The following is a 19,773-nucleotide window of genomic DNA, read 5'->3' as shown; positions in this document are numbered from 1 at the left end:
TGCGCGATCATGGCGACGCTCTCACATCGTCGGTGAAAGTCGATCCATGACTGACATTGAGCGGCTGTTCAAGAGCTATCACGCGACGCTCGTCCGGTATCTCACGCGTCGTCTGGGCGATCGTGACTGGGCGGAGGAGATTGCACAGGAGACATTCGTGCGTGCACTGCGGCAAAATACGCTCACGAACGAGCGCGCGTGGCTCTTTGCAGTGGCGACGAACCTCGTTCGGGACGATGCGCGTCGCAGCGAGCGTCAAAGGCGGCATCTCATTCTGCTTCGCGCTGAGCAGGCGGCGGAAGCGGCCGAGAACGCTGGACAGGATGATGGAAATGATGGGCCATCTCCCGAGCGCGCGCGCGAAACGGCGCTCGCTCGAAGAGCGGTGGACTCACTCGCCGAGCGTGACAGAATGGCGTTGCTGCTGCGCGAGGAGGGGTTGGCTTATGGTGAGATTGCGGAGGCGTTGAATCTGTCGGTGAACTCGATGGGTACCACGCTGTCACGTGCGCGGCGAAGGTTGGTCGAGACGTACGAGGAGATGCAACGCGAAGCAGCGGGGAGGGAGCGCAATGGCTGAGAACGGATCTTCAGGCGAGCCGCACGTGGACGAGGGGACGATGCACGCGTGGCTGGATGGAGCGCTGCCGGCGGATGAGGGGAGGGCCGTCGAGCTGCATGTAGCGTCGTGCGAGACGTGTGCGGCCGCTGCTGCGGAGGCGCGCGGGCTCATCGCTGCATCGACGCGGATACTTTCGGCGCTCGACGACGTGCCGGGTGATGTTGTTCCTGTGAGTGCCCGTCCAGTGCCCGCGGCGTTCGATTTGCAGACTTCAGCGTCGCGTCGTGCGAAACCGGTGAGGGGCGTTCGCGCGTATGTGTCGATTGCAGCTGCGGCCGTGGTTGTAGTGGCTCTTGGGTTGGTGGTGCGGGAAAAGTCTGCGCCGGTCACGCGCGCGGCACCGTCTGTAGCGGCGCGGGCCATTGATACCGACATCGGTGGTGGCGTAGTACCACAGGCTGAAAGTTCGGTGGCGATTGCTTCGGCTGCGCCTAAGGGTACGAGTCACGACGGAACGCAGAAGCCTCGCGTACCGTCGCCGGCTGCGCCGAAATCGCAGGTCGCGGTAGCGCCGAAATCACATGGCGAGTCTTTATCCGCAGTCGCAGTCGCAGGCGTTGCAGCGGCGGCGAAGGCCGCACCATCGGCGGATTCGCTCACCGTCACAGGCCGAGTGACGGCCGTCGCGACGGGGCTTCCACTCGCTGATGCGCGCGTGAGCGTCGCGGGAACCGACGCGGTCGCCGCGACCGACTCGACCGGGAGGTTCAAGGTTTCGGTGGCCCAGGCGGGATCGCACGTATTGACGGCGCGTAAGATCGGCTTTGCAGCGAACAGCGCGACCGTGAACCTGCAGGCGGATAGCGTTGCGCAGGTAACCCTGGCGCTTCCGAGCCAGTCAACTGCGCTCGCGGAGGTCGTGACGACCGCCGCAGCCGGAGTGTTGCAACGCACGGGGGGATTTGCGAAGCCGCTGCCGTCGATCACTGGCGCGCGCGTGATCTCGAGCAATGTCTACGATGCCGGCACGTCGCGCGTCCGACACACCACGTTCCAGCTCGACTCCGGCTCCACTGTGACGTTGGACGAACGACGGCCGATCGCTGCGCCGCCTGCGGCTGAAGATCGGTCCGATACTTCAGCGCACGTTGATGCAGGAGTGCGTGCAGCGCCGCTTGCATTGCGCTCGCCGTCGGGGTTGGCGACGCGAGCGATTACGTGGACGTCCGTCGACGGCACGTCGTTCACGCTCTCCGGTCCGCTATCGTTGAAGGAGCTGGAACAGCTGAAGAACCGGATCGTTCCCTGATGTGAATCGGGCCGGCGTGCAATCACACCGGCCCGATTCTGTCACTCATCTGTTACTCCGTTCTATTCTTCCGCCATGTACGGATAACGGAAATCGTGCGGCGGCGAGAATGTTTCCTTCACGGATCGCGCCGAAACCCAGCGTACGAGATTGAGCTGCGATCCCGCCTTGTCGTTCGTTCCCGATCCACGCGCGCCGCCGAACGGTTGCTGTCCCACCACCGCGCCGGTCGGCTTGTCGTTGATGTAGAAGTTGCCGGCACTGTCGCGCAGGATGTTCATCGCGGTGCGCACGGCGGCGCGATCCTGCGAGAAGATGGCGCCGGTGAGAGCGTATGGTGACGTGCTGTCTACCGTTCGCAGCATCGCCTCGTACTCGCTGTCGCGATACACGTGCGCAGTCACGACCGGTCCAAAAATCTCCTCGCACAGCAGCTTGTACGACGGGTCGCGAGTCTCGACGAGTGTCGGCTCGATGAAGTAGCCGGTGTCGCCCTTCGCAACGCCGCCCTGCACGATGCTCGCATTCGCGCGGCCGTGCTCGACGTAATCGCTGATCTTCTTGAATGCGCGGTTGTCGATCACCGCACCCATGAAGTTGCGGAAGTCCGTGGGATCGCCCATGCGAAGCTGCTGCATGATTCCCACGACGCGCTCCTTGACCCTGGGCCAGATGCTCTCCGGTACGTAAACCCTGCTCGCCGCCGAGCACTTCTGGCCCTGGAACTCGAACCCACCGCGCGCGATCGCGACGGCGAGTGCGTCGACGTCCGCCGAGGCGTGCGCTACGATGAAGTCCTTGCCGCCGGTCTCGCCCACGATGCGCGGATACGAACGGAACGACGACATGTTCGCGCCGATCGTCTTCCACATGCTGTTGAACACGCTGGTGCTTCCGGTGAAGTGCACACCAGCGAGATCCCTGTGCGACAGCAGCGCATCGGACACCATCACGGGGTCGCCGGGAACGAAGTTGATTACGCCCGGCGGCAGGCCGGCTTCTTCCAGAAGCTTGTAGATGTACCACGCGCTCAGGATCGCCGTCGCAGCAGGCTTCCAGATGACGGTGTTGCCCATCAGTGCCGGCGCGGTCGGAAGATTGCCCGCGATCGACGTGAAGTTGAACGGAGTGACCGCGTACACGAAGCCTTCCAGTCCGCGGTAATCCAGCTGATTCCACATCGTGTGGTCGCTGAGCGGCTGCTGATCATACAGTTGCTCGGCGTAATACGGATTGAAGCGCCAGAAGTCGATCAGCTCGCACGCAGCATCGATCTCGGCCTGGAACGGAGTTTTCGACTGGCCCAGCATCGTCGCGGCGTTGAGCGTCTGACGGTGCGTGGTGGTGAGCAGCTCCGCCGCCTTGAGAAAGACCGCCGCGCGGTCGCCCCAGGACCAGGAGCTCCATTCCTTGCGCGCTTCCGCTGATGCCGCAACTGCCTGCTGCAGCATCTCGGGCGTCGCCATGTGCCAGTCGGCCAGGACGTGCGAGTGGTCGTGCGGCATCACGGCCTGCGCGAGCTTGCCGCTCCGAAATTCCTTGCCGCCGATGACGACCGGGATCTCGATGCGCTCCGCCGCCATCGACGCGAGGCGCGATTTCAGCTCGGTGCGCTCCGGCGTTCCGGGCGCGTATGTTTTCACCGGCTCGTTGGCCGGAGGAGGGACTCGTCTGTTACCGTTGAATGCTGACATGCTTGTAAATTAGCAAGCATGTACAGTCGGGAAGTATCGTTACGCGGGCGGCGGCTCGTTCGGAGCTTCGCACTCGCGGAAACAGCGGCGATTGCGGTACTTCTGACCGTTGCGTGCTCTTCATCACCGGTGACGCTGGGCAATGTGAGCTACCCGGCTTCAGCCGCCATAACGTTGCATCCGCCAGCCGCGGCGACGCCCAACGGCGCGTGCCCGGGGTCGCTCCGGACGGTGCAGTCCGGCCCCGACGTGTACGGCGCCTGGTGGGAAGTGCGCGACGACAGCAGCTCGGTCCTCATGGTGGGCCGGTCGACGGACGAGGGAAAGACATGGGCCATCGCGCAGCCCGCCGATACTGCGGATGTTTCCCGCCGAGGGTGCGCCAGACCCGCGCCGGCAATCGCGGCCGACAGCAGTACCAACTACGTCGACATCGCGTATTTCCTCGTGGCGAAGGAAGGGCCGGGAGTCTTTTTCACCCATAGCATGGATGCCCGGACGCTCGGAAGCGGCGACGGAATATTTCACGCGCCGGTGCCCGTGGTGTATGGCGGCGATCAACCGGCTCACGTGTCGGTAGCCGCGCGGGGAAACGATCTCGTCGTCGCGTATGAAGACCCCAATGGCGATCTCTCACAGGTCGGACTCGCTCTCTCCCGCACCATGGGACACATCTTCGAGCAGCGGTTGATAGTGTCGCTGCCGGGCCTTCCCGCGCACTCTCCGACGGTCGCGCTCCATGGCGATTCGGTGCTGGTTCAGTGGTTGGAGCGCCCCGATTCCGTGCCGACTGGCGGTCGTGTAGCGGTGCGTTCCGCACGCTGGTGAGGAAAAAGCGCTACTTTCATGGGAGAAATTCGCAGTTTCCCTATTGCGCGTTGCTCTCTAGGATATAGCTTGCTCCCCGTCCGGAATTTCCGCACTCACAGGAGATTGTATGCCAGCGAAGAAGAAGAGCACGGCCAAGAAGTCGTCAGCGAAGAAGGCGCCGGCCAAGAAGGCCGCTGCTAAAAAGGCACCAGCCAAGAAGGCAGCTGCCAAGAAGGCGCCTGCCAAGAAGAAAGCGGCAGCTCGCAAGCCGAATGCAGCTTTCATGAAGGCGATGACGCCTTCGCCAGAACTCGCGGCCGTCGTCGGCAGCAAGCCGATGCCGCGCACTGAGATCACCAAGAAGCTGTGGGTGTACATCAAGAAGAACAATCTGCAGGACCCCAAGGAGCGTCGCATGATCAATGCTGACGACAACCTGAAGGCCGTGTTCAACGGAAAGAAGCAGGTGTCGATGTTCGATATGACGAAGCTTGTCAACAAGCACCTCAAGGATTGATCAGGCGGTAATTCAGTGTCGAACGAAGTACAGAAGGGGCGCGCCGGTAAAGCGCGCCCCTTCGCGCAGCAGTCACCACGCCATGTGATATGGGAGAACGTGAAGGGATTCGCGATAGTCATCGTGGTCTTTCTCGCGTTCCGCGCATTCATCGCAGAGGCTTATAGAATTCCTTCGGGCAGCATGATTCCAACGCTGCTCGTGGGTGATTGGTTGTTCGTCAACAAGATGACGTACGGCGCGCACATCCCCTTCACCGATAGCCGCCTGCCGGGTTATCGGACTCCCACAAAGGGAGACGTTGTGGTGTTCGTGTCGCCGTATCAGGCGGACAACGGCGACGATCCTACGCCGACGCTCGTCAAGCGTCTCGTGGGAACCGGCGGCGATACGCTCTACATGCGTCACGCGGTGCTTTACGTGAATGGCGTCGAGTCGCACCGGCCGGCGTCCGCAGTAGATCCGTCGCGCCAGGTACCAGCACAGCCGGACTATCCCGACCCGGAGCACTTCGGCTGGCAGAAGAGATACGCGCTCACGTCGTCGCGCTTCGGCGCAGCGCCAGCGGAACCGACCCACGACAACTGGGGTCCAATCGTCGTGCCGGCCAACCATTTCTTCATGATGGGCGACAACCGGTATGATTCGAAGGACAGCCGGTACTGGGGTTTCGTCCCACGGGAGAATGTGCGCGGACGTCCTATGTTCGTGTACTACTCCTACAACGCGGATGACTCGGACCGGCCGTTGCCGTTCATAACCGACATCCGCTGGTCACGACTGGGACATTGGATCAAGTAGGGACAGACACAGCGTATCATCCCGCTCCCCGGAGCGTATGGCATCGGATCGCCGCCTCGTTGATCGAGATGGCGATCATAGCTGGAGTCGTCGTGCGAGTGCTTCACGTGATCGCGAACGCGCACGGCGCAGAGCTGGACTGGCACTCGTTCGTCGGCACGTTCATAGCGATCCCGGTAATACTGCTCGCGCTCGCGACGATTCATCTCGCGAGCTACCCGCTGCATCAGTGGGTCTGGCGCGCGCCGGCCTTCGCGCTGCTGGAATCGGCGGTCGAATCGTTACTCAGCCTCGTGCTGATCTTCGCCGGCCGCGAGCGATGGGGCACCGGCCGCGCGGTATTCGGCGACTGGCCCGCAATGGCGGCGACCACCTTCCTCAGTCGCTTCGCGATGGTCTGTCTGTTCGCCCTCGTGCTCGGCGGCGTCGCGCAATTCGTACGTCGGCGGGAGATCCGCGCCGAGCGAAAGAGGGGCTCGCATACTCGTTCTGCCGAGCCGCCCGGCGGGGATGTGGAACCGTGAGTAGGTGACTAACTTATCTTTAGTAATCACCACTGAGGGCCACTCATGTACGACGAACGACTAGTTACTCCGATGCGCGCCGAGCTGACGCGTCTTGGTGTTGAAGAGATGCGGACCGCCGCCGAGGTGGACGCGAAGTTGAAGGATTCGAAGGGAACGACCCTGGTGGTCGTCAATTCCGTCTGCGGCTGTGCCGCCCGTAACGCCCGTCCGGCGGTCGCGAAGGCGATCACCAACGCGAAGAAGCCCGACACCCTGACGACGGTATTCGCCGGCCAGGACGTCGATGCAGTGCAGCGCGCACGCAGCTACTTCCTGGGCTACCCACCCTCGTCACCACAGATCGGGCTGCTCAAGGACGGCAAGATCGTCTACATGCTCGAGCGTCACCAGATCGAGGGGCGTTCCGCGGATGACATCGCAACTGATCTGACGCATGCGTTCGATCAGTACTGTGCGTAGAGGATCGTAGATGGGGACGGAGTAGGGACGGACTCCGGAGGAACTTTCTGCCGGGGGGACGGAGCGGGGAGGGAGTGGAGTCCGTCCCCACTCCGTCCCCACTCCGTCCCTTTATTCGTTCACGACGTGAAGATCCATCTCCTCACTTCCGACAGCGTCGGCCGTTTTCCATACATGAGCAGTCCAACGCGGTAGATCCGTCCCGCCAGCCAGATCGCGCCGAGGCAGCTCAGGACAAGAATCGCGAGACTCGCGACTACCTGAATGGTCGGAACGTTCGTGATCGCCATTCGTATCGGCAGAATGATCGGCGACGAGAACGGCAGCATCGACATCGTGACTGCGAGCGTGCTGGTCGGATTCTGAACCGTGGGCGAGATAAGCACCGCGGTCAGGACGAGCAGCAACACCACGGGGAACGCCGCCTGCCGCGCATCCTGTTCGCTGCCGACCGTCGCGCCGACGGCGGCGTACAGTGCACCGTAGAAGAGCAGGCCGAGCAGGAAGAGGACGAGCACGAGAACCACCCAGCTCCATGGTGTGGCGACGAGCGCCGCAAGCATGTCGTTCGAGCCGAACCCTCCGGCCGCGCCCGCAGCCTGTGCCTTGGCGATCGCCGGTGCACCGAACAGCATCGTGCGTGCGGAGATGAGCAGGACCGTGCCACCGACCCAGACGATCTGCTGCGTGAGACCGACCGCCGTCACGCCGATCACCTTGCCCGCGAGCAGAGTTTCCGGCTTCACGCTCGAGATGACGATCTCGGACACGCGCGACATTTTCTCCTCGATCACGCCGCTCAGCATGTTCTGCCCGTAGATGATGATCGACATGTACAGGAAGAACGCGACGATCGTGGCGATGATCGCCTTCGCCGGAGTGGTGACATCCCGTCCGGTATCGTTGATCGAGACCGCCTGAATCGTGGGAATTGGCGCTGACACGACGCTGTCGATCGCGGGTGCCGACAGCCCCCCTCTTTCGAGACGCAGGGCGATCAATCCGGAACGAACCGAGTTCGCGATGGTGAGGCGATCGCTCTTGGAGTCCGCCTGTCGTCCGGCATACCCCGCCGTGTCGCCCCGCAACGTCGCTGAATCGAGGACGACGAATCCGTTGGCGAGCCGACGCGCGACTTGGGACGTCGCGTCCTCGCGCGCGCGCGCAAGCGAATCCGGGGATACGATCCGGACGTCTGCGGTAGTCGCGTCTTCGGATGTGCTGCGCAGCACCGCGAGCGAGCGCGCGACGTATTTGCCGAGCCCCTGTTGCGTTGCGTCGATGATCAGAACGCGTGGCGCAACTGATTTCGCGTCCTTGGTCATGAGCAGCAACGGCAGGAATGCGATCGCCGCGAACAGCAAGGGCGCGAATATCGTTGATATCATGAACCATCGTGTGCGCACGCGTTCGATGTATTCGCGCCGCACGATCGCCCAGAGTTTCGATGCCGTATCAGCCATGTCCGCGCATTCCCGGCTCGACGCCTGTTGCACCAACGCGTTGCAGGAAGATGTCGTACAGTGACGGCTGCACCATCACTGTCTTCTCGACTGGCGGCCCGCCGTATTGGGTCTTCACTTCGGCGAGCGTTCCGTCGAGCAGCTTCTCACCGTGTGCGATTATGCATACCGAGTCGCACATCGATTCCGCGTTCTCGATGATGTGAGTGCTGAAGATCACCGTCTTGCCGCGGCTCCTGAGATCCATCACCGAATCCTTGAGTGCCTGCGCATTCACGGGATCGAGTCCGCTGAACGGCTCGTCCAGGATCATGAGATCGGGATCGTGCACCAGCGCGCCGATGAACTGCGCCTTCTGCTGCATGCCGCGCGACAGCTCCTCGATCTTGGCCGACCCCCAGTCGCGCTCGTCCGTGCGGAGCGACAGCTTGTCCAGCCACCAGTCGATGCGTCGATCCGCGTCGTGTGCGTGAACTCCCTTGAGCGCGGCGAGAAACTTGAGCACGTCGCGCACCTTCATCTTGCGATAGAGACCACGCTCTTCGGGGAGGTATCCGATACGATCGGAAATTCCCGCCGACGTCGCCGGAACTCCCAGGACATTGATGGTCCCGGAATCCGGCTCGATGATGTTGAGGACCATCCTGATGGTCGTCGTCTTGCCGGCGCCGTTGGGGCCGAGCAGCCCGTAAACTGAGCCCGTAGGGACCGAAAGGGACAGATCGCGCACGGCGACGTGTCCCGAGTACTGCTTGTTCACGTGGCTTGCTTCGATTGCGTTCTGGGTCATTGTCGCCAAATATAGGCTCGAACGCCGTAACGATCGAGGGGCCAGGCTCTCAAGCCTGGCCCCTCGATCGTCGAATCGAACGCCGACCCTCCAGATCGTCCACTACCGGAGGAGTGCAGCGATGCGGCCGCGGCCTGCGGCCACGTCGCCTGTCACTTGATGGCGTTCGTAGCTACCGTCCGCTCGCCAACGGTGAGCACTCCATGCATGCCGAGCAGATCGTGAGGGTCGCAGACGAAATTGTACTTGCCGGCCGCGAAACGATCGTCGATGACGACGTCGTATGTCTGACCCTTGTTCGTAAGATACGGGCCGACCGTGATGCTGCCGAGCTTGGTGCCGCCCGGGTGACTCGTGAAGTGAACGTCGTGCGGAACCGCTTCCTCGTCGATGAAGCGCACGGTGTCGCCCCGTACCGCGTTGACGCTCGACGGTTCGAAGGTGTAGGGCGTGCTGCCCGGCTTCACCACGAGCTTGACGATAATTACGTGAGCGTTGTCCGACGTAGCGCTCTGCGCAACTGCTGCAGACGACGTGGCAAACAGTGCTGCCACGGATGCTACGATCAGAAATGGTGTGTGAGACATGATCCCTTCCCTCGGATTACATGTGAGCATTGCAGCACTGGCTGTCCGTGCATCTGAACGTTACGTCTCGCGACACCACGCGCCCATCGGAGTTTACCTGAACTTTTGTCGGGCAAATCACTCGCGTGATGCACACTAAGAATGCGCAAAGTTGCGATGTGTCAGTGTTTCCTTTACGCCATTGTAGGTGAACGTGGAAGTGCCGATCCCAGATGCAACACTGGGGAATTTCTTCATTGCGGATGTGCACTGACAGCCGTACTGTTAGCAATCTCTCAAGGAGCCTTACCCATGATCGGCGTGCGCTTGCTTGAATCGTTTTCGCGTAGTCACCGACGTCCATCGCATTGCCGCGTGTATTTCATGCGTGCTGCAGTGTCCCTCACCGTAGTCGGCGCGCCGCTCGCATCCGCGTCGGCACGAACAGTGTCGACGCGCTCGCATGATGTCGACGTCGTACCTGGAATGAGTGTGACGCGGGTCGTTGCACCGCGCGGATTTTTCGCGGCGCTCGACAAGGCGCAGGGTGCAACCTTCGCTCACACATCGACGATGGTGCCGAGCTTCTCGCGTCAGACAAAGCTTGCCTGCAGCGCGTGTCATTATGCGTTTCCGCAGCTCACACCATTCGGAAGACAGTTCAAGCTCAATGGGTATACACTGACCGGTCTCTCCACCATCGGGGAACCCACCGACACGTCGGGTGGATTGAAGCTTGCGTCGATTCCGCCGGTCGCTGCAATGGTGGTGGCATCCGTGACCCGCACGAATACGGCGCAGCCCGGCGCGCAGAACAATACGGCGGCATTCCCGGACCAGGCGAGCATATTCGTCGCCGGTCAACTGACTGCAAATCTCGGCGCATTTACACAGTTCACCTATGCGTCTCCGGACGGCTCGTTCGGTATCGACAACGTGGATATCCGCTACGCGCGTCATGCGACGATGGGCAGTCGCGATGTGCTTCTCGGCCTGACCCTGCACAACAATCCCACGGTCCAGGATGTCTGGAACACTACTCCGGCGTGGAGCTATCCATTCATGTCCTCCTCGGTGGCGCCATCGCCGATGGCCAGTACTCTCATCGATGGAGCTCTCGCGCAACAGGTGGTCGGACTGGGCGTGTACTCGCTGTTCGATAACATCCTGTACGCTGAAGCGACCGCCTATCGCTCCGCGCCACAGGGCGGCGCAATGCCCCTCGACTCGACTGCCTCGAATACGACGAGCGGAGTGGTGCCCTACTGGCGACTCGCACTGCAGCACCAGTATGGTCCGACCTACATGATGGTTGGTACGTATGGCTTTGCTGCGAATCTCTATCCGCAGGGCGTGACCGGGCCGACCAATCGGTATACGGACATCGGGGTGGATGCGCAGGTGGAGCACGGCATCGGCACCACGATGCTCATCGGCCGCGCGACGTACATCCATGAGCAGCAACGGCTCGACGCGTTCCTCGCCAATGGCGCGCAGGCAGCAGAGGAATTGAAGCCGACACTCGCGACACTGCGCGCGAACGTGAGCGTGCTCGCCAATCAGCGTTACGGAGCTACGGTCGGGTTCTTCCAGACCACCGGTACGAGAGACACTCTTCTTTTCGCTCCCGCGGTATTCAGCGGCAGCCGCACCGGCAGCCCCAATACGACAGGCGAGACTGCGGAGCTGACCTACAATGCCTGGGAGAACACACGGGTGGGTCTGCAGTACGTGTACTACAGCAAGTTCAACGGTGCATCTACCGCTTACGATGTCGCTGGCGGTCGGAGGGCGTCGGACAACAACACCCTCTACCTGTACACCTGGCTGGCGTTCTGATCCTGGCCTTCTAGTACCGTCGTTGCACGGTGTATCTTGAGCTCGGGCGGTGCCGGTAACGGCACCGCCTTTGCCAAAGATGTCGCCGCCAGCTATCTATATCGCGAACGCGGCGAAAGTGCGCCCCTAAAACGCGAAGGCTGAGAATGAGCTGGCAATACCTGCACACACTGGTCAATCACTTTCCGATCGTACTTACTGTGATTGGCGCGCTGGCGGTTCTCGTCGCGGCGATGGTGCCGCGAAGAGCTACGTGGGTCTATGCACTATCGACGCTTACTCTGGCCGGCTTGACGATCTACCCGGCGTGGTGGAGCGGCGGGAGGGCGCGTCACGCCGTGCAGAATGCATGGTACATCGAGCGCGGCGCGATCCAGGCACATTCGGCGGCCGCTGACATAACCCTGTGGATCGTTGGCGTACTCGGCCTGCTCGCACTGCTCGCCTTGATAACGATGATCCGGACGCGCGAAGCTGTGTCACCCGCGCGCGCGCTGCGCGTAATCGTGGGGCTTGGTGCTCTCATTTCCGTCTGCGCCGTTTCATACACGGGCTACCTCGGTGGCAAGATCGTCGTCGAGTCTCCGATCCTCGCCAGTCCGACGCCGCCGGTGATCACGGTGCCCGTACCGTCCACCACTTCGGCCCCAGCAATCACGCCCGCATCACCAACTCCTCGGCCCGCGGTCCCGGATTCGGCGCACCCCCCTGTGAATCCGAATCCGCAGACGACACCCGCGCCGCAAACGCACGCGCCCTGACACGTCAGTGCACACCGCCACGTCCAGACTAACGATCGCGCACGTCGGCGCGTGGGCACTGGGTGCGATGTTGCTGCTGTTTCTTGCCGTCCCCATAATACTTCTCGTCGTACTGGGCGGTGCAGGGATCGGAAGCGCGCTGCGCGATCGCGACATGATCGAGGCTCTGGAGACAACATTCGTAACAGCGACCGTAGCGACATTTCTCGCGGCGTTGTGCGGGTCTCCGATCGCGTACGCGCTGTCGCGGGCGAAATTCCGCGGCCGCGCACTGATCGCCGCGATAGTCGATCTCCCGCTGTTGATCCCGCATCCGGTGGCGGGAATCGCGATCCTGCTGCTGGTCAGCCGGGATACGGCGTTCGGTAGCACGCTGCTGGATATGGGGTTGCGCGTGGTCGGTACTCCGGCGGGAATCGTCGCGGCGATGCTCTTCGTCTCCGCGCCGCTGTACGTGAGCGCCGCGCGCGAAGCGTTCGCACGAGTGGACAGGCGCTACGAGTTCGTCGCGCGGACGCTCGGCGATACGTCGTGGTCTGCGTTTCGCAGGGTTACGTTCCCCATGGCGCGTCGCGGCCTGGCGTCGGCGGCGATCGTAACGTGGGCGCGCGCAGTGAGTGAGTTCGGAGCGGTCGTCGTGCTGGCGTACAACCCGAAGGTTGTAAGCGTGCTGAGCTACGATCGCTTCACCACCGGTGGATTGCGCGACGCACTTCCGATCGCGGCGACGCTTGTCGTCGTCTCGATAGTGCCACTCCTGGCGCTGCGCGCCTTGCGATACGACCGAAGCAACGAGGCAGTGTGATGGTCGAGTGCCGCGCAATCTGTACGCGCGTCGGCAGTTTCCAGCTGCGTGACGTATCGCTCACTGTTCCAGCGGGTGGCCATGCAGTCATCACGGGGCCGACGGCGTCCGGAAAGACGACGCTGCTCGAGGTGATGGCCGGAGCAGCCATGCCGACGTCCGGGCACGTGATAGCGGGCGACGTGGACGTTACATTCGCGCCACCGGAATCGCGCGGGATCGGTCTCGTGCCACAACACGGCTATCTCTTTCCGCATCTCGATGCCCGCCGGAACATCGAATACGGCGCGGTCGGGCAGGGAATCGTGGATGATCTCGCACGGCGCTTCGGAGTGGATCATCTGATGCAGCGGTTCGTGTCGTCGCTGAGCGGCGGCGAGCGCCAGATCGTTGCATTGTGTCGCGCTCTCGCCGCGCGTCCGTCCGTCCTGTTGCTGGACGAGCCCTTCTCAGCCCTCGATGTCACGCGCCGTACAGCGGCGCTGACCGAGTTTGCCTCGCTCCAGCGCGAATGGGGATTCACAGTCGTTCACGTGACTCACGTGGAATCAGACGCGATCCTCGCAACGCAACGGTTCGAAATGAACGATGGTGAGCTGCGTGCGGCCTCTATCGCAACCTGATCTCGCGCGATATCCGGGTCCGGTGCAAATCATCGGAACCGACAGCAACTGATACCTGATACGCTCCCCCTGGTAACTGTGCCAGATCCAGCACCACCGAATGCGATGCAATGCCACTGCTAGCGTACGTATCGTGCCACTTGACTGCGAGCGGAGAATCGCGACCCGTAATGTGAAGAGCCTGGCCTAGCCATCTAAGCGCTCCGCCATCGATACGGGTAACCGTTACGAGCACCGACGATGAATCCGATGATGAATCTGGCCCAGCAACAGATTGCGAATCCGCATCGATCGCCGACACGTGAGGTCCGCTCGATGAATCCGGTTTTGTCGCGCCATACTCTTCCCAGTACAATCCCAGTCGTCGCGCTCCGTGCAGGTCGGTCGATGTGAGAGCGTGCGCCAGTGCATCCTCCAGCGTTTCGACAGTCGCGCTGGTATCGGCCGCGAACAGCAGCAGGGTCGAGAGATCCGGCGCGCCTGTGGCATGATGCGGCGGCGCCAGCCATACTCGCGCTCGGGCATCGCGCAGCCGTACGGGATCGAACGCCTCCATCGCAACCATCTCTCCTTTCCACCTGCTGTGTGCGCGACGCACATGTCCGTGATGCTCGCTCGCTCCGCTCGTATCGCCCGAAGTGCCTGATACGCCGAGCATGGCGCGGCCCAGTGTCGTGTCGGAATAGACGGCGACCACGAGCGCCGAATCTCCGCGTTTCATCATCGCGAATTGTGCGTCGAGCGGCGCCAGCGTGTCGATGTACGGCGGCGCGTAGAGTTCCCTCGCGACCGGTGCGTAGGCGTCCCAGCGTGCGCTGTCTCCCTCCATTTCCGCGGCGAAGTGAAAACTCGGAAGGCGGTCGTGGCCAATTGGAGTCTGGAATGTCGTGTATGGTCCCGGCCACGCAACACTGTACCAGAGCGGCTCGCCATATCTGATGAGCATCTCCCGTAAATCATCACCCCACGGCAGTCCGTATGCGTTCGCGGCGGTTTCGGAGAGGTCGGCGAGCAGCACGCGCGAGAAATGCTCGGTTCGCCGGTCGTTCCCCTGAACCGCGAACGAAGGCTTCGCCAGATCCCAGAAGCGCTGCTCCACGGAATCACGCTGTCCGCACGGCAATGCATCGTAACTCGCGCGCTCGTCGTCGTCGAGCAGCACCGAAATGTCGTTCCACCTGCAGCGCTCATCCGCCGGCATCTTCGCAAGCGCGCTGTCGAATGCCGCAGCCGCATCGCCATATCGCTCCGACGCGTGAAGTGCGTAGCCGAGCAGCGCTTTGCAATACCAGCGCGGCGGCGCGCACGACCGCGCGACCGACACCGCAGCCGAATCCTCGCCGGCTTCGATCATGTATCGCACGCGCTCTCCCGCGATCCAATCGTCGCCAGGCGAGACGGCGTTGAGTCTGGCGAGCGTCGCGATGAGTGACTGCCGGGCTCTCACAATCGACCCTGTCTCGGGGCGCGGATTCTCCGAACCGTCCTCGCGCCAGTGGCACATGCGACCGATCAGCGTCTCGCATGGATGGCTGTCCGGCTGTCCTGTACGAGGGAGCGACTCGCGCCGGCCACGCTCGAAACGGCTCTGCGCTGAATGCGCTTCGCTCAGTACACGAAGAGAGTCTCCGCGCTGCAGTTGCGACTGCGCGGTTGCCGGGACAATGAGACAGCAGACACTGAGAACCCATCGAGTGCCAGGCATCGTCGCATCCTAGAGCCGGTTGAGCTTCTCCAGTCCTGTAGAAGGCGCCCAGGGAAGCAGCTCGTACTGCGCCATCCCCTTCTTAACGTAAGGATCGTTGTCGCGAATCGCATCCAGTGCTTCGTTCACCGAATCGTCCGGCACGCGCAACAGCAAAGCTCCGCCACTGCGTGGATCCAGTGGTCCTGATGCAAGCAATGTTCCGCCGTCGTACAGAGTGCGCAGATACGCGCGGTGCTCGTCGGTCACGGTCAGCACCTCATCCAGTGGCCGGCGATACCGGATGATCGCGATCGCGTACATCAGCCTTCTTCCCCGTCGGTCTCGCCGTGTTGCGACGCAGCACTCGCCAGACCCCGCTCCAGTGCGTTCCACGCCAGCAGCGCACACTTGACCCGTGCGGGAAAACGCGCGACGCCAGCGAGCGCCCTGGCCCTGCCGAGCGTCGCATCCGCTGCGGCGTCGGCATCGCCCATCACCATCGCGCGAAACCGCTCGCCGATCTGGCCGATCTCGCTGGCACGCTTGCCCTTGACCATCTCCGTCATCATGCTGGTGGAGGCCTGCGAGATGGAGCATCCGCGGCCCGTGAACCGGAGATCGGTAACCTCGTCGCCGTTCATCTCCAGCTCCAGCGTGATCTCGTCACCGCAGAGCGGATTCCGCATCGGGACCGAGATGCTCGCGTGCTCCAGCGTTCCCTTGTTCCGGGGACGTCGATAGTGATCCAGGATGATGTCCTGATAAAGCGCCGTCAGCGATGCGTCTGCCATTCCACCTCAAATATACTCGGCGCTCTTCCAGCCATCCGCTGACGCCGGCAGGTGCTCGCACGTAAGGAAAGGCATCACAAAATTCTTTCAGGCGCGTGGCGGCAGCACCATTCGAGCCACACATTTCCTGCGACTGCTCACCCAACAACACCATGCGAATCGCCCAGTTGAAACGCCGCACCAGTACCCGCCACGCCAGCCACACCAGCGCCAGCGTGCGAAACGACCGATTTACAATGTTGGCGGCGATTCCGATTCTCTTTGCGGTGATGCTCTTCTCACCAGCGACTTCCCGAGCGTCCACAGCGGGCCGAGCGCGCATTGCGCGCTCCACGCGACAACGCTCCGATACCGGCGAGACGGCGAGCCTTACGGGCACTGTGTACGATAGCGTAACCAACGCTCCGCTGGCGGAAGCTCAGGTGCAGCTCGTGGATGTCGATCACCGCACGCGAGCGTACACCGTGCGCTCCGACTCGCTCGGACGATTCCGCATTCCAGCGATGGCGCCAGGCCGCTACACGGCCGGCTTCTTCCACCCATCCGTCGACGCGCTCGGCATCGAGCCCCCGCTCAGATCGGCGACGATTCACGCCGGCGACAACGTGCTCGAACTGGTGATTCCGGGCCCCGCGCGGATCATGGCGGCGGTGTGCGGTGAGCAGCCAGCGAGTGACTCGTCCGGCGCGATCGCCGGTGTCGTGCGAGACGCTGCGTCCGGCCTGCCGATCGGCAACGCCAAGGTCGTCGTCACCTGGCGCGAAATAGTGATCGACAAACGTGGCCTCGTTTCAGAGTCGCGACGAGTGCCCGTGCAAACGGGAGAGGATGGCGGCTATCGCATATGCAAGCTGCCCGGCGCCGACACCGTGCTGGCGAGCGCGGAACTGGGCGCAAGACGATCCGGACTCGTCGAGGTCGGAATCCCGATCGGTGGCATAACGCGACGCGATTTCTCGCTCGGCGATTCCAGCTCCGCCGTCGCAGTGCGCACCGACTCCAACTCGAGCGTGAGCGCCGATGTACAACGTGCGACCACGCTCCTGCGCGGCTCGGCGGATCTATCGGGTCTCGTACATGGCGCCGACGGAAAGCCGATGCATGGCGCCACGATAATGGTGTGGGGAACCGGCCTCGAAACCAGGAGCCGGGCCGACGGTCGCTTCACGCTCACCGGTCTTCCCGCAGGCACCTTCAGCGTCGAGGCTCGCATGCTCGGCTACGAACCCCAGCGCGCCGCCGTCGACCTGTCGCCGCAAACACCGGCAACTGTCGATCTCGAGTTCAAGGATCGCGTGCAACAACTGTCACGCGTGGTGATCATGGGCAAGCCATCACGCGCGCCGAATGACATAATGGGCTTCCTGGAGCGATCACGCACCGGAATGGGGCACTACATCACTGCATCGGACAACGCGCTCAAGAATGCGATCACCGCCACCGATGCGCTCCGAACGACACCTGGAATCCAGGTGATGCCTGGCAGCAGCTTCGGCCACGTAATCCTTATGCGCGGTGGATGTGTCCCAGTTGTGTACGTGGATGGCATGCAGATGCAGGACGGTTACGAGACTCTGGATGACATCGTCCCACCGCAACAGGTTGCGGGAATGGAGATTTACGCCGGACTCGGCGAAGCACCCATGAAGTACCAGTCCAACGGATGCGGGGTACTTTTGGTCTGGACCAAACGTTGATCGACGGAGGGGGAAGGAATCGTGAATTTCGGCTCGATGCACCGGTTGATGCACCAGTTGATGCACCAGTTGATGGGCCGGCACCTCGGCGCCTGCGCGGTGCTTGCGTTCGCGATCCCTTCCGTGTCGAGTGCGCAGATGAGTCTGCGAGAAACGCCGCGCATGGAAGCAGGGGCTGCGTTCGAGTACGCGCAACCCATCGGTGATTTTCGCCAGAATGTACGCCAGGGATTCGGAGGCGCCGGACATTTCGTCTTTGGACTCGACCCTCAGGCGATCGTCGGGATTCGTGTCGATGCCGGGTTCATCAACTACGGCAACGAGACGCACTACGTGCCGTTCAGCTCCAGCGTGCGCCGGATCATCGTGCGCGAAGAAACCTCCAACAACATCTTCGTTGCGAGCGTCGGCCCGCAGTTGACGCTCCCGCTCGGTCGCGTGCGGCCATACGTGAACGCCGGTATCGGCCTGGCCTATTTCTTTACACAGACCTCGCTCACGACGGACGACAATTCCCAGCAGATCGCGCAGACCACCAACTACAGCGACAACTCGCTCGCATACACCGGCGGCGCTGGCTTCAACGTCCCACTGACATCCGGCAGCTCACCGATGTCACTCAACGTCGGCGCGCGCTACAACTCGATCTCGAGCGCCAGATATCTGACGAAGGGCGACATAATGGATGATCCGAACAGCCAGTACGGAATCATCATCACCCCGCACCAGTCAGCCGCGGATTTCATCACGTACCAGCTCGGGATTTCGTTCCGGTTCTAGAGCGGGATGCCTGGCAAGCGAAGGTGGGGCACGGATGCACCTGTGCCTGTCGCTATGCCGTCCCGCTTTCCGCGAACATCGTCATCGCCTCCCTCACCCCCGCCACCAGCGCATCCACGTCGCTCTCGTCGTTGTAGATGTAGAATGACGCACGTGCGGTCGAGCTCACGCCGAGCCGGCGCATCAGCGGTTGTGCACAGTGATGACCGGAGCGTATGCAGACGCCGGTGCTGTCCAGAATCGTCGCAAGGTCGTGCGCGTGAACGTCGGCGACGTTGAACGAGATGACGCCACTGCGCTGCGCCGGCGGTGGACCGTAGATCGTGACGTCGCCCAGCTCTTCCAGACGCTGCTGAGCCAGTGCGACCAGCTTCTGCTCGTGGGCCTGGACATTTTCCATCCCGATCGCGTCCAGATATTCCACCGCCGCGGCGAGGCCGACCGCGCCGGCGGAATTGGGGGTCCCCGCCTCGAACTTGTGCGGCAGCGGCGCCCACGTGGTCGTATCGTCGTGCACGAATTCGATCATGTCTCCGCCGAACTGATACGGCGGGATTCGCTCCAACAGCTCGCGTTTCGCGATGAGGCCGCCCAGTCCCATGGGCCCGCCCATCTTGTGGCCGCTGAAGGCGTACGCATCCACCCCGAGATCGTCGAACCCGACGCGGATGTGGGGCGCCCCCTGGGCACCGTCGCACACGATCATCGCATCGCACCGGTCGCGTACCATCGCAGCTATCCGGCTCACCGGGTTCACCGTCCCCAGCGCGTTGGAGACGTGGCCAAATGCGACCACCCGGGTTCGTGACCCGAGCATCGAGGCCAGCATATCGAGATCGATCTGCCCGTCCGGCGTCAGCTCGCAGATCCGGAACCGGGCTCCCGTCGCCAGCGCCGCCTGCTGCCAGGTGACGAAGTCGGAGTGGTGCTCCATCGCCGTCACCACGATCTCGGCACCTGAACGATCGTTCGACAGGCTAGTCGAACGAGTGTACGAAGTTGCGAGAAGATTCAGCGCTTCGGTCGTCCCGCGGGTGAAGATCAGTGTGTCGGGATCCTTCGCGCCCAGAAAGGTGGCGATGCGCCTGCGGGCAAGATGATACCGTTCCGTAGCATCCACCGAGAGTGAATAGGCGCCCCGGTTGGGATTGGCGTAGCTGCGCTCGTAATAGTCGCGGATCGCGTCCAGCACGACCTTCGGTTTCTGGGCCGAAGCAGCCGAATCGAGATAGTGCAGTGCCGGATTGGCGGCCAGCAGGGGGAAGTCTGAGCGGTATGGCATCGTTTATCTA

Annotated in this window: 21 protein-coding genes; 13 read left to right on the top strand and 8 right to left on the bottom strand. The window is 62.5% G+C overall.

Annotated elements, in window-relative coordinates; translation table 11 throughout:
* Positions 1-46 precede the first annotated feature (46 nt).
* Together V4529_16300 and V4529_16295 are read left to right on the top strand one after the other, a co-directional pair.
* A complete protein-coding gene (locus V4529_16300) occupies positions 47-580 on the top strand; it encodes a sigma-70 family RNA polymerase sigma factor (GenBank protein MES2359901.1) in 534 nt (177 codons plus the stop codon).
* Positions 573-1,871: a carboxypeptidase-like regulatory domain-containing protein gene (locus tag V4529_16295; protein ID MES2359900.1), complete on the top strand. Its 1,299-nt coding sequence runs from the start codon at positions 573-575 to the stop codon at positions 1,869-1,871. The genes V4529_16300 and V4529_16295 overlap by 8 nt, the downstream gene beginning before the upstream one ends.
* A 62-nt stretch (positions 1,872-1,933) precedes the next feature.
* Here V4529_16295 and pruA read toward each other — a convergent pair whose 3' ends face one another.
* Positions 1,934-3,565, bottom strand: coding sequence for an L-glutamate gamma-semialdehyde dehydrogenase (gene pruA / locus V4529_16290; protein MES2359899.1), 1,632 nt, complete (start codon positions 3,563-3,565; stop codon positions 1,934-1,936).
* An 18-nt stretch (positions 3,566-3,583) separates the two neighbouring features.
* Here pruA and V4529_16285 point away from each other — a divergent pair, with 18 nt between their 5' ends.
* From V4529_16285 to V4529_16265, 5 genes are all read left to right on the top strand, one after another.
* Entirely contained in the window at positions 3,584-4,393 is an 810-nt protein-coding gene (locus V4529_16285) for a hypothetical protein (GenBank protein MES2359898.1), read from the top strand.
* 109 nt (positions 4,394-4,502) lie between these two features.
* A complete protein-coding gene (locus V4529_16280; protein ID MES2359897.1) occupies positions 4,503-4,892 on the top strand; it encodes an SWIB/MDM2 domain-containing protein in 390 nt (129 codons plus the stop codon).
* 15 nt (positions 4,893-4,907) lie between these two features.
* Positions 4,908-5,693, top strand: coding sequence for a signal peptidase I (lepB, locus tag V4529_16275; protein ID MES2359896.1), 786 nt, complete (start codon positions 4,908-4,910; stop codon positions 5,691-5,693).
* Positions 5,694-5,761: 68 nt separating this feature from the next.
* Positions 5,762-6,217, top strand: coding sequence for a hypothetical protein (locus tag V4529_16270; protein MES2359895.1), 456 nt, complete (start codon positions 5,762-5,764; stop codon positions 6,215-6,217).
* 45 nt (positions 6,218-6,262) lie between these two features.
* Positions 6,263-6,679, top strand: a complete 417-nt coding sequence (locus V4529_16265) for a BrxA/BrxB family bacilliredoxin (GenBank protein ID MES2359894.1) — start codon at positions 6,263-6,265, stop codon at positions 6,677-6,679.
* A 119-nt stretch (positions 6,680-6,798) separates the two neighbouring features.
* Here the strand turns inward: V4529_16265 and V4529_16260 are convergent, their stop codons facing one another.
* The 3 genes from V4529_16260 to V4529_16250 all read right to left on the bottom strand — a co-directional run bounded on the left by V4529_16260 (position 6,799) and on the right by V4529_16250 (position 9,519).
* Positions 6,799-8,142 (bottom strand): ABC transporter permease, encoded by a 1,344-nt coding sequence (locus V4529_16260; protein MES2359893.1) that lies wholly within the window; start codon positions 8,140-8,142, stop codon positions 6,799-6,801.
* The gene (locus V4529_16255; GenBank protein ID MES2359892.1) at positions 8,135-8,932 is read right to left on the bottom strand and encodes an ATP-binding cassette domain-containing protein; all 798 of its coding nucleotides are present in this window, start codon (positions 8,930-8,932) and stop codon (positions 8,135-8,137) included. The genes V4529_16260 and V4529_16255 overlap by 8 nt, the downstream gene beginning before the upstream one ends.
* Positions 8,933-9,084: 152 nt before the next feature.
* Positions 9,085-9,519 (bottom strand): plastocyanin/azurin family copper-binding protein, encoded by a 435-nt coding sequence (locus V4529_16250; protein ID MES2359891.1) that lies wholly within the window; start codon positions 9,517-9,519, stop codon positions 9,085-9,087.
* A 375-nt stretch (positions 9,520-9,894) separates the two neighbouring features.
* Between V4529_16250 and V4529_16245 the strand changes: the two genes are divergently transcribed.
* The 4 genes from V4529_16245 (at position 9,895) to V4529_16230 (ending at position 13,526) form a co-directional block, all read left to right on the top strand.
* Positions 9,895-11,337, top strand: a complete 1,443-nt coding sequence (locus V4529_16245) for a cytochrome C (GenBank protein MES2359890.1) — start codon at positions 9,895-9,897, stop codon at positions 11,335-11,337.
* Between the two features lie 146 nt (positions 11,338-11,483).
* Positions 11,484-12,098, top strand: a complete 615-nt coding sequence (locus tag V4529_16240; GenBank protein ID MES2359889.1) for a hypothetical protein — start codon at positions 11,484-11,486, stop codon at positions 12,096-12,098.
* A 7-nt stretch (positions 12,099-12,105) separates the two neighbouring features.
* Positions 12,106-12,903 carry an ABC transporter permease gene (locus V4529_16235; GenBank protein MES2359888.1) on the top strand — a complete coding sequence of 266 codons (798 nt, stop codon included), beginning with the start codon at positions 12,106-12,108 and terminating at the stop codon, positions 12,901-12,903.
* Entirely contained in the window at positions 12,903-13,526 is a 624-nt protein-coding gene (locus tag V4529_16230) for an ATP-binding cassette domain-containing protein (protein MES2359887.1), read from the top strand. The genes V4529_16235 and V4529_16230 overlap by 1 nt, the downstream gene beginning before the upstream one ends.
* Here the strand turns inward: V4529_16230 and V4529_16225 are convergent.
* The 3 genes from V4529_16225 to V4529_16215 are packed head-to-tail and all read right to left on the bottom strand — an operon-like array spanning position 13,513 to position 16,004.
* A complete protein-coding gene (locus V4529_16225; protein ID MES2359886.1) occupies positions 13,513-15,231 on the bottom strand; it encodes a hypothetical protein in 1,719 nt (572 codons plus the stop codon). The two genes, V4529_16230 and V4529_16225, sit on opposite strands and share 14 nt — an antisense overlap.
* Positions 15,232-15,240: 9 nt before the next feature.
* The gene (locus tag V4529_16220; protein MES2359885.1) at positions 15,241-15,534 is read right to left on the bottom strand and encodes a YciI family protein; all 294 of its coding nucleotides are present in this window, start codon (positions 15,532-15,534) and stop codon (positions 15,241-15,243) included.
* Positions 15,534-16,004 carry an SUF system NifU family Fe-S cluster assembly protein gene (locus V4529_16215; protein ID MES2359884.1) on the bottom strand — a complete coding sequence of 157 codons (471 nt, stop codon included), beginning with the start codon at positions 16,002-16,004 and terminating at the stop codon, positions 15,534-15,536. Before V4529_16215 ends, V4529_16220 begins: the two co-directional genes overlap by 1 nt.
* A 215-nt stretch (positions 16,005-16,219) precedes the next feature.
* Between V4529_16215 and V4529_16210 the strand changes: the two genes are divergently transcribed.
* Both V4529_16210 and V4529_16205 read left to right on the top strand, forming a co-directional pair.
* Positions 16,220-17,701, top strand: coding sequence for a carboxypeptidase regulatory-like domain-containing protein (locus V4529_16210; GenBank protein ID MES2359883.1), 1,482 nt, complete (start codon positions 16,220-16,222; stop codon positions 17,699-17,701).
* 21 nt (positions 17,702-17,722) lie between these two features.
* Positions 17,723-18,481: an outer membrane beta-barrel protein gene (locus tag V4529_16205; GenBank protein MES2359882.1), complete on the top strand. Its 759-nt coding sequence runs from the start codon at positions 17,723-17,725 to the stop codon at positions 18,479-18,481.
* 52 nt (positions 18,482-18,533) lie between these two features.
* Here the strand turns inward: V4529_16205 and V4529_16200 are convergent, their stop codons facing one another.
* Positions 18,534-19,763: a SufS family cysteine desulfurase gene (locus V4529_16200; GenBank protein MES2359881.1), complete on the bottom strand. Its 1,230-nt coding sequence runs from the start codon at positions 19,761-19,763 to the stop codon at positions 18,534-18,536.
* Between the last annotated feature and the right edge of the window lie 10 nt (positions 19,764-19,773).

The sequence above is a fragment of the Gemmatimonadota bacterium genome (genome assembly GCA_040388625.1).
Taxonomy (GTDB): domain Bacteria; phylum Gemmatimonadota; class Gemmatimonadetes; order Gemmatimonadales; family Gemmatimonadaceae; genus Fen-1247.
Note: the sequence above shows the minus strand (reverse complement) of the source record. Positions and strands in the feature narration are given on the sequence as shown.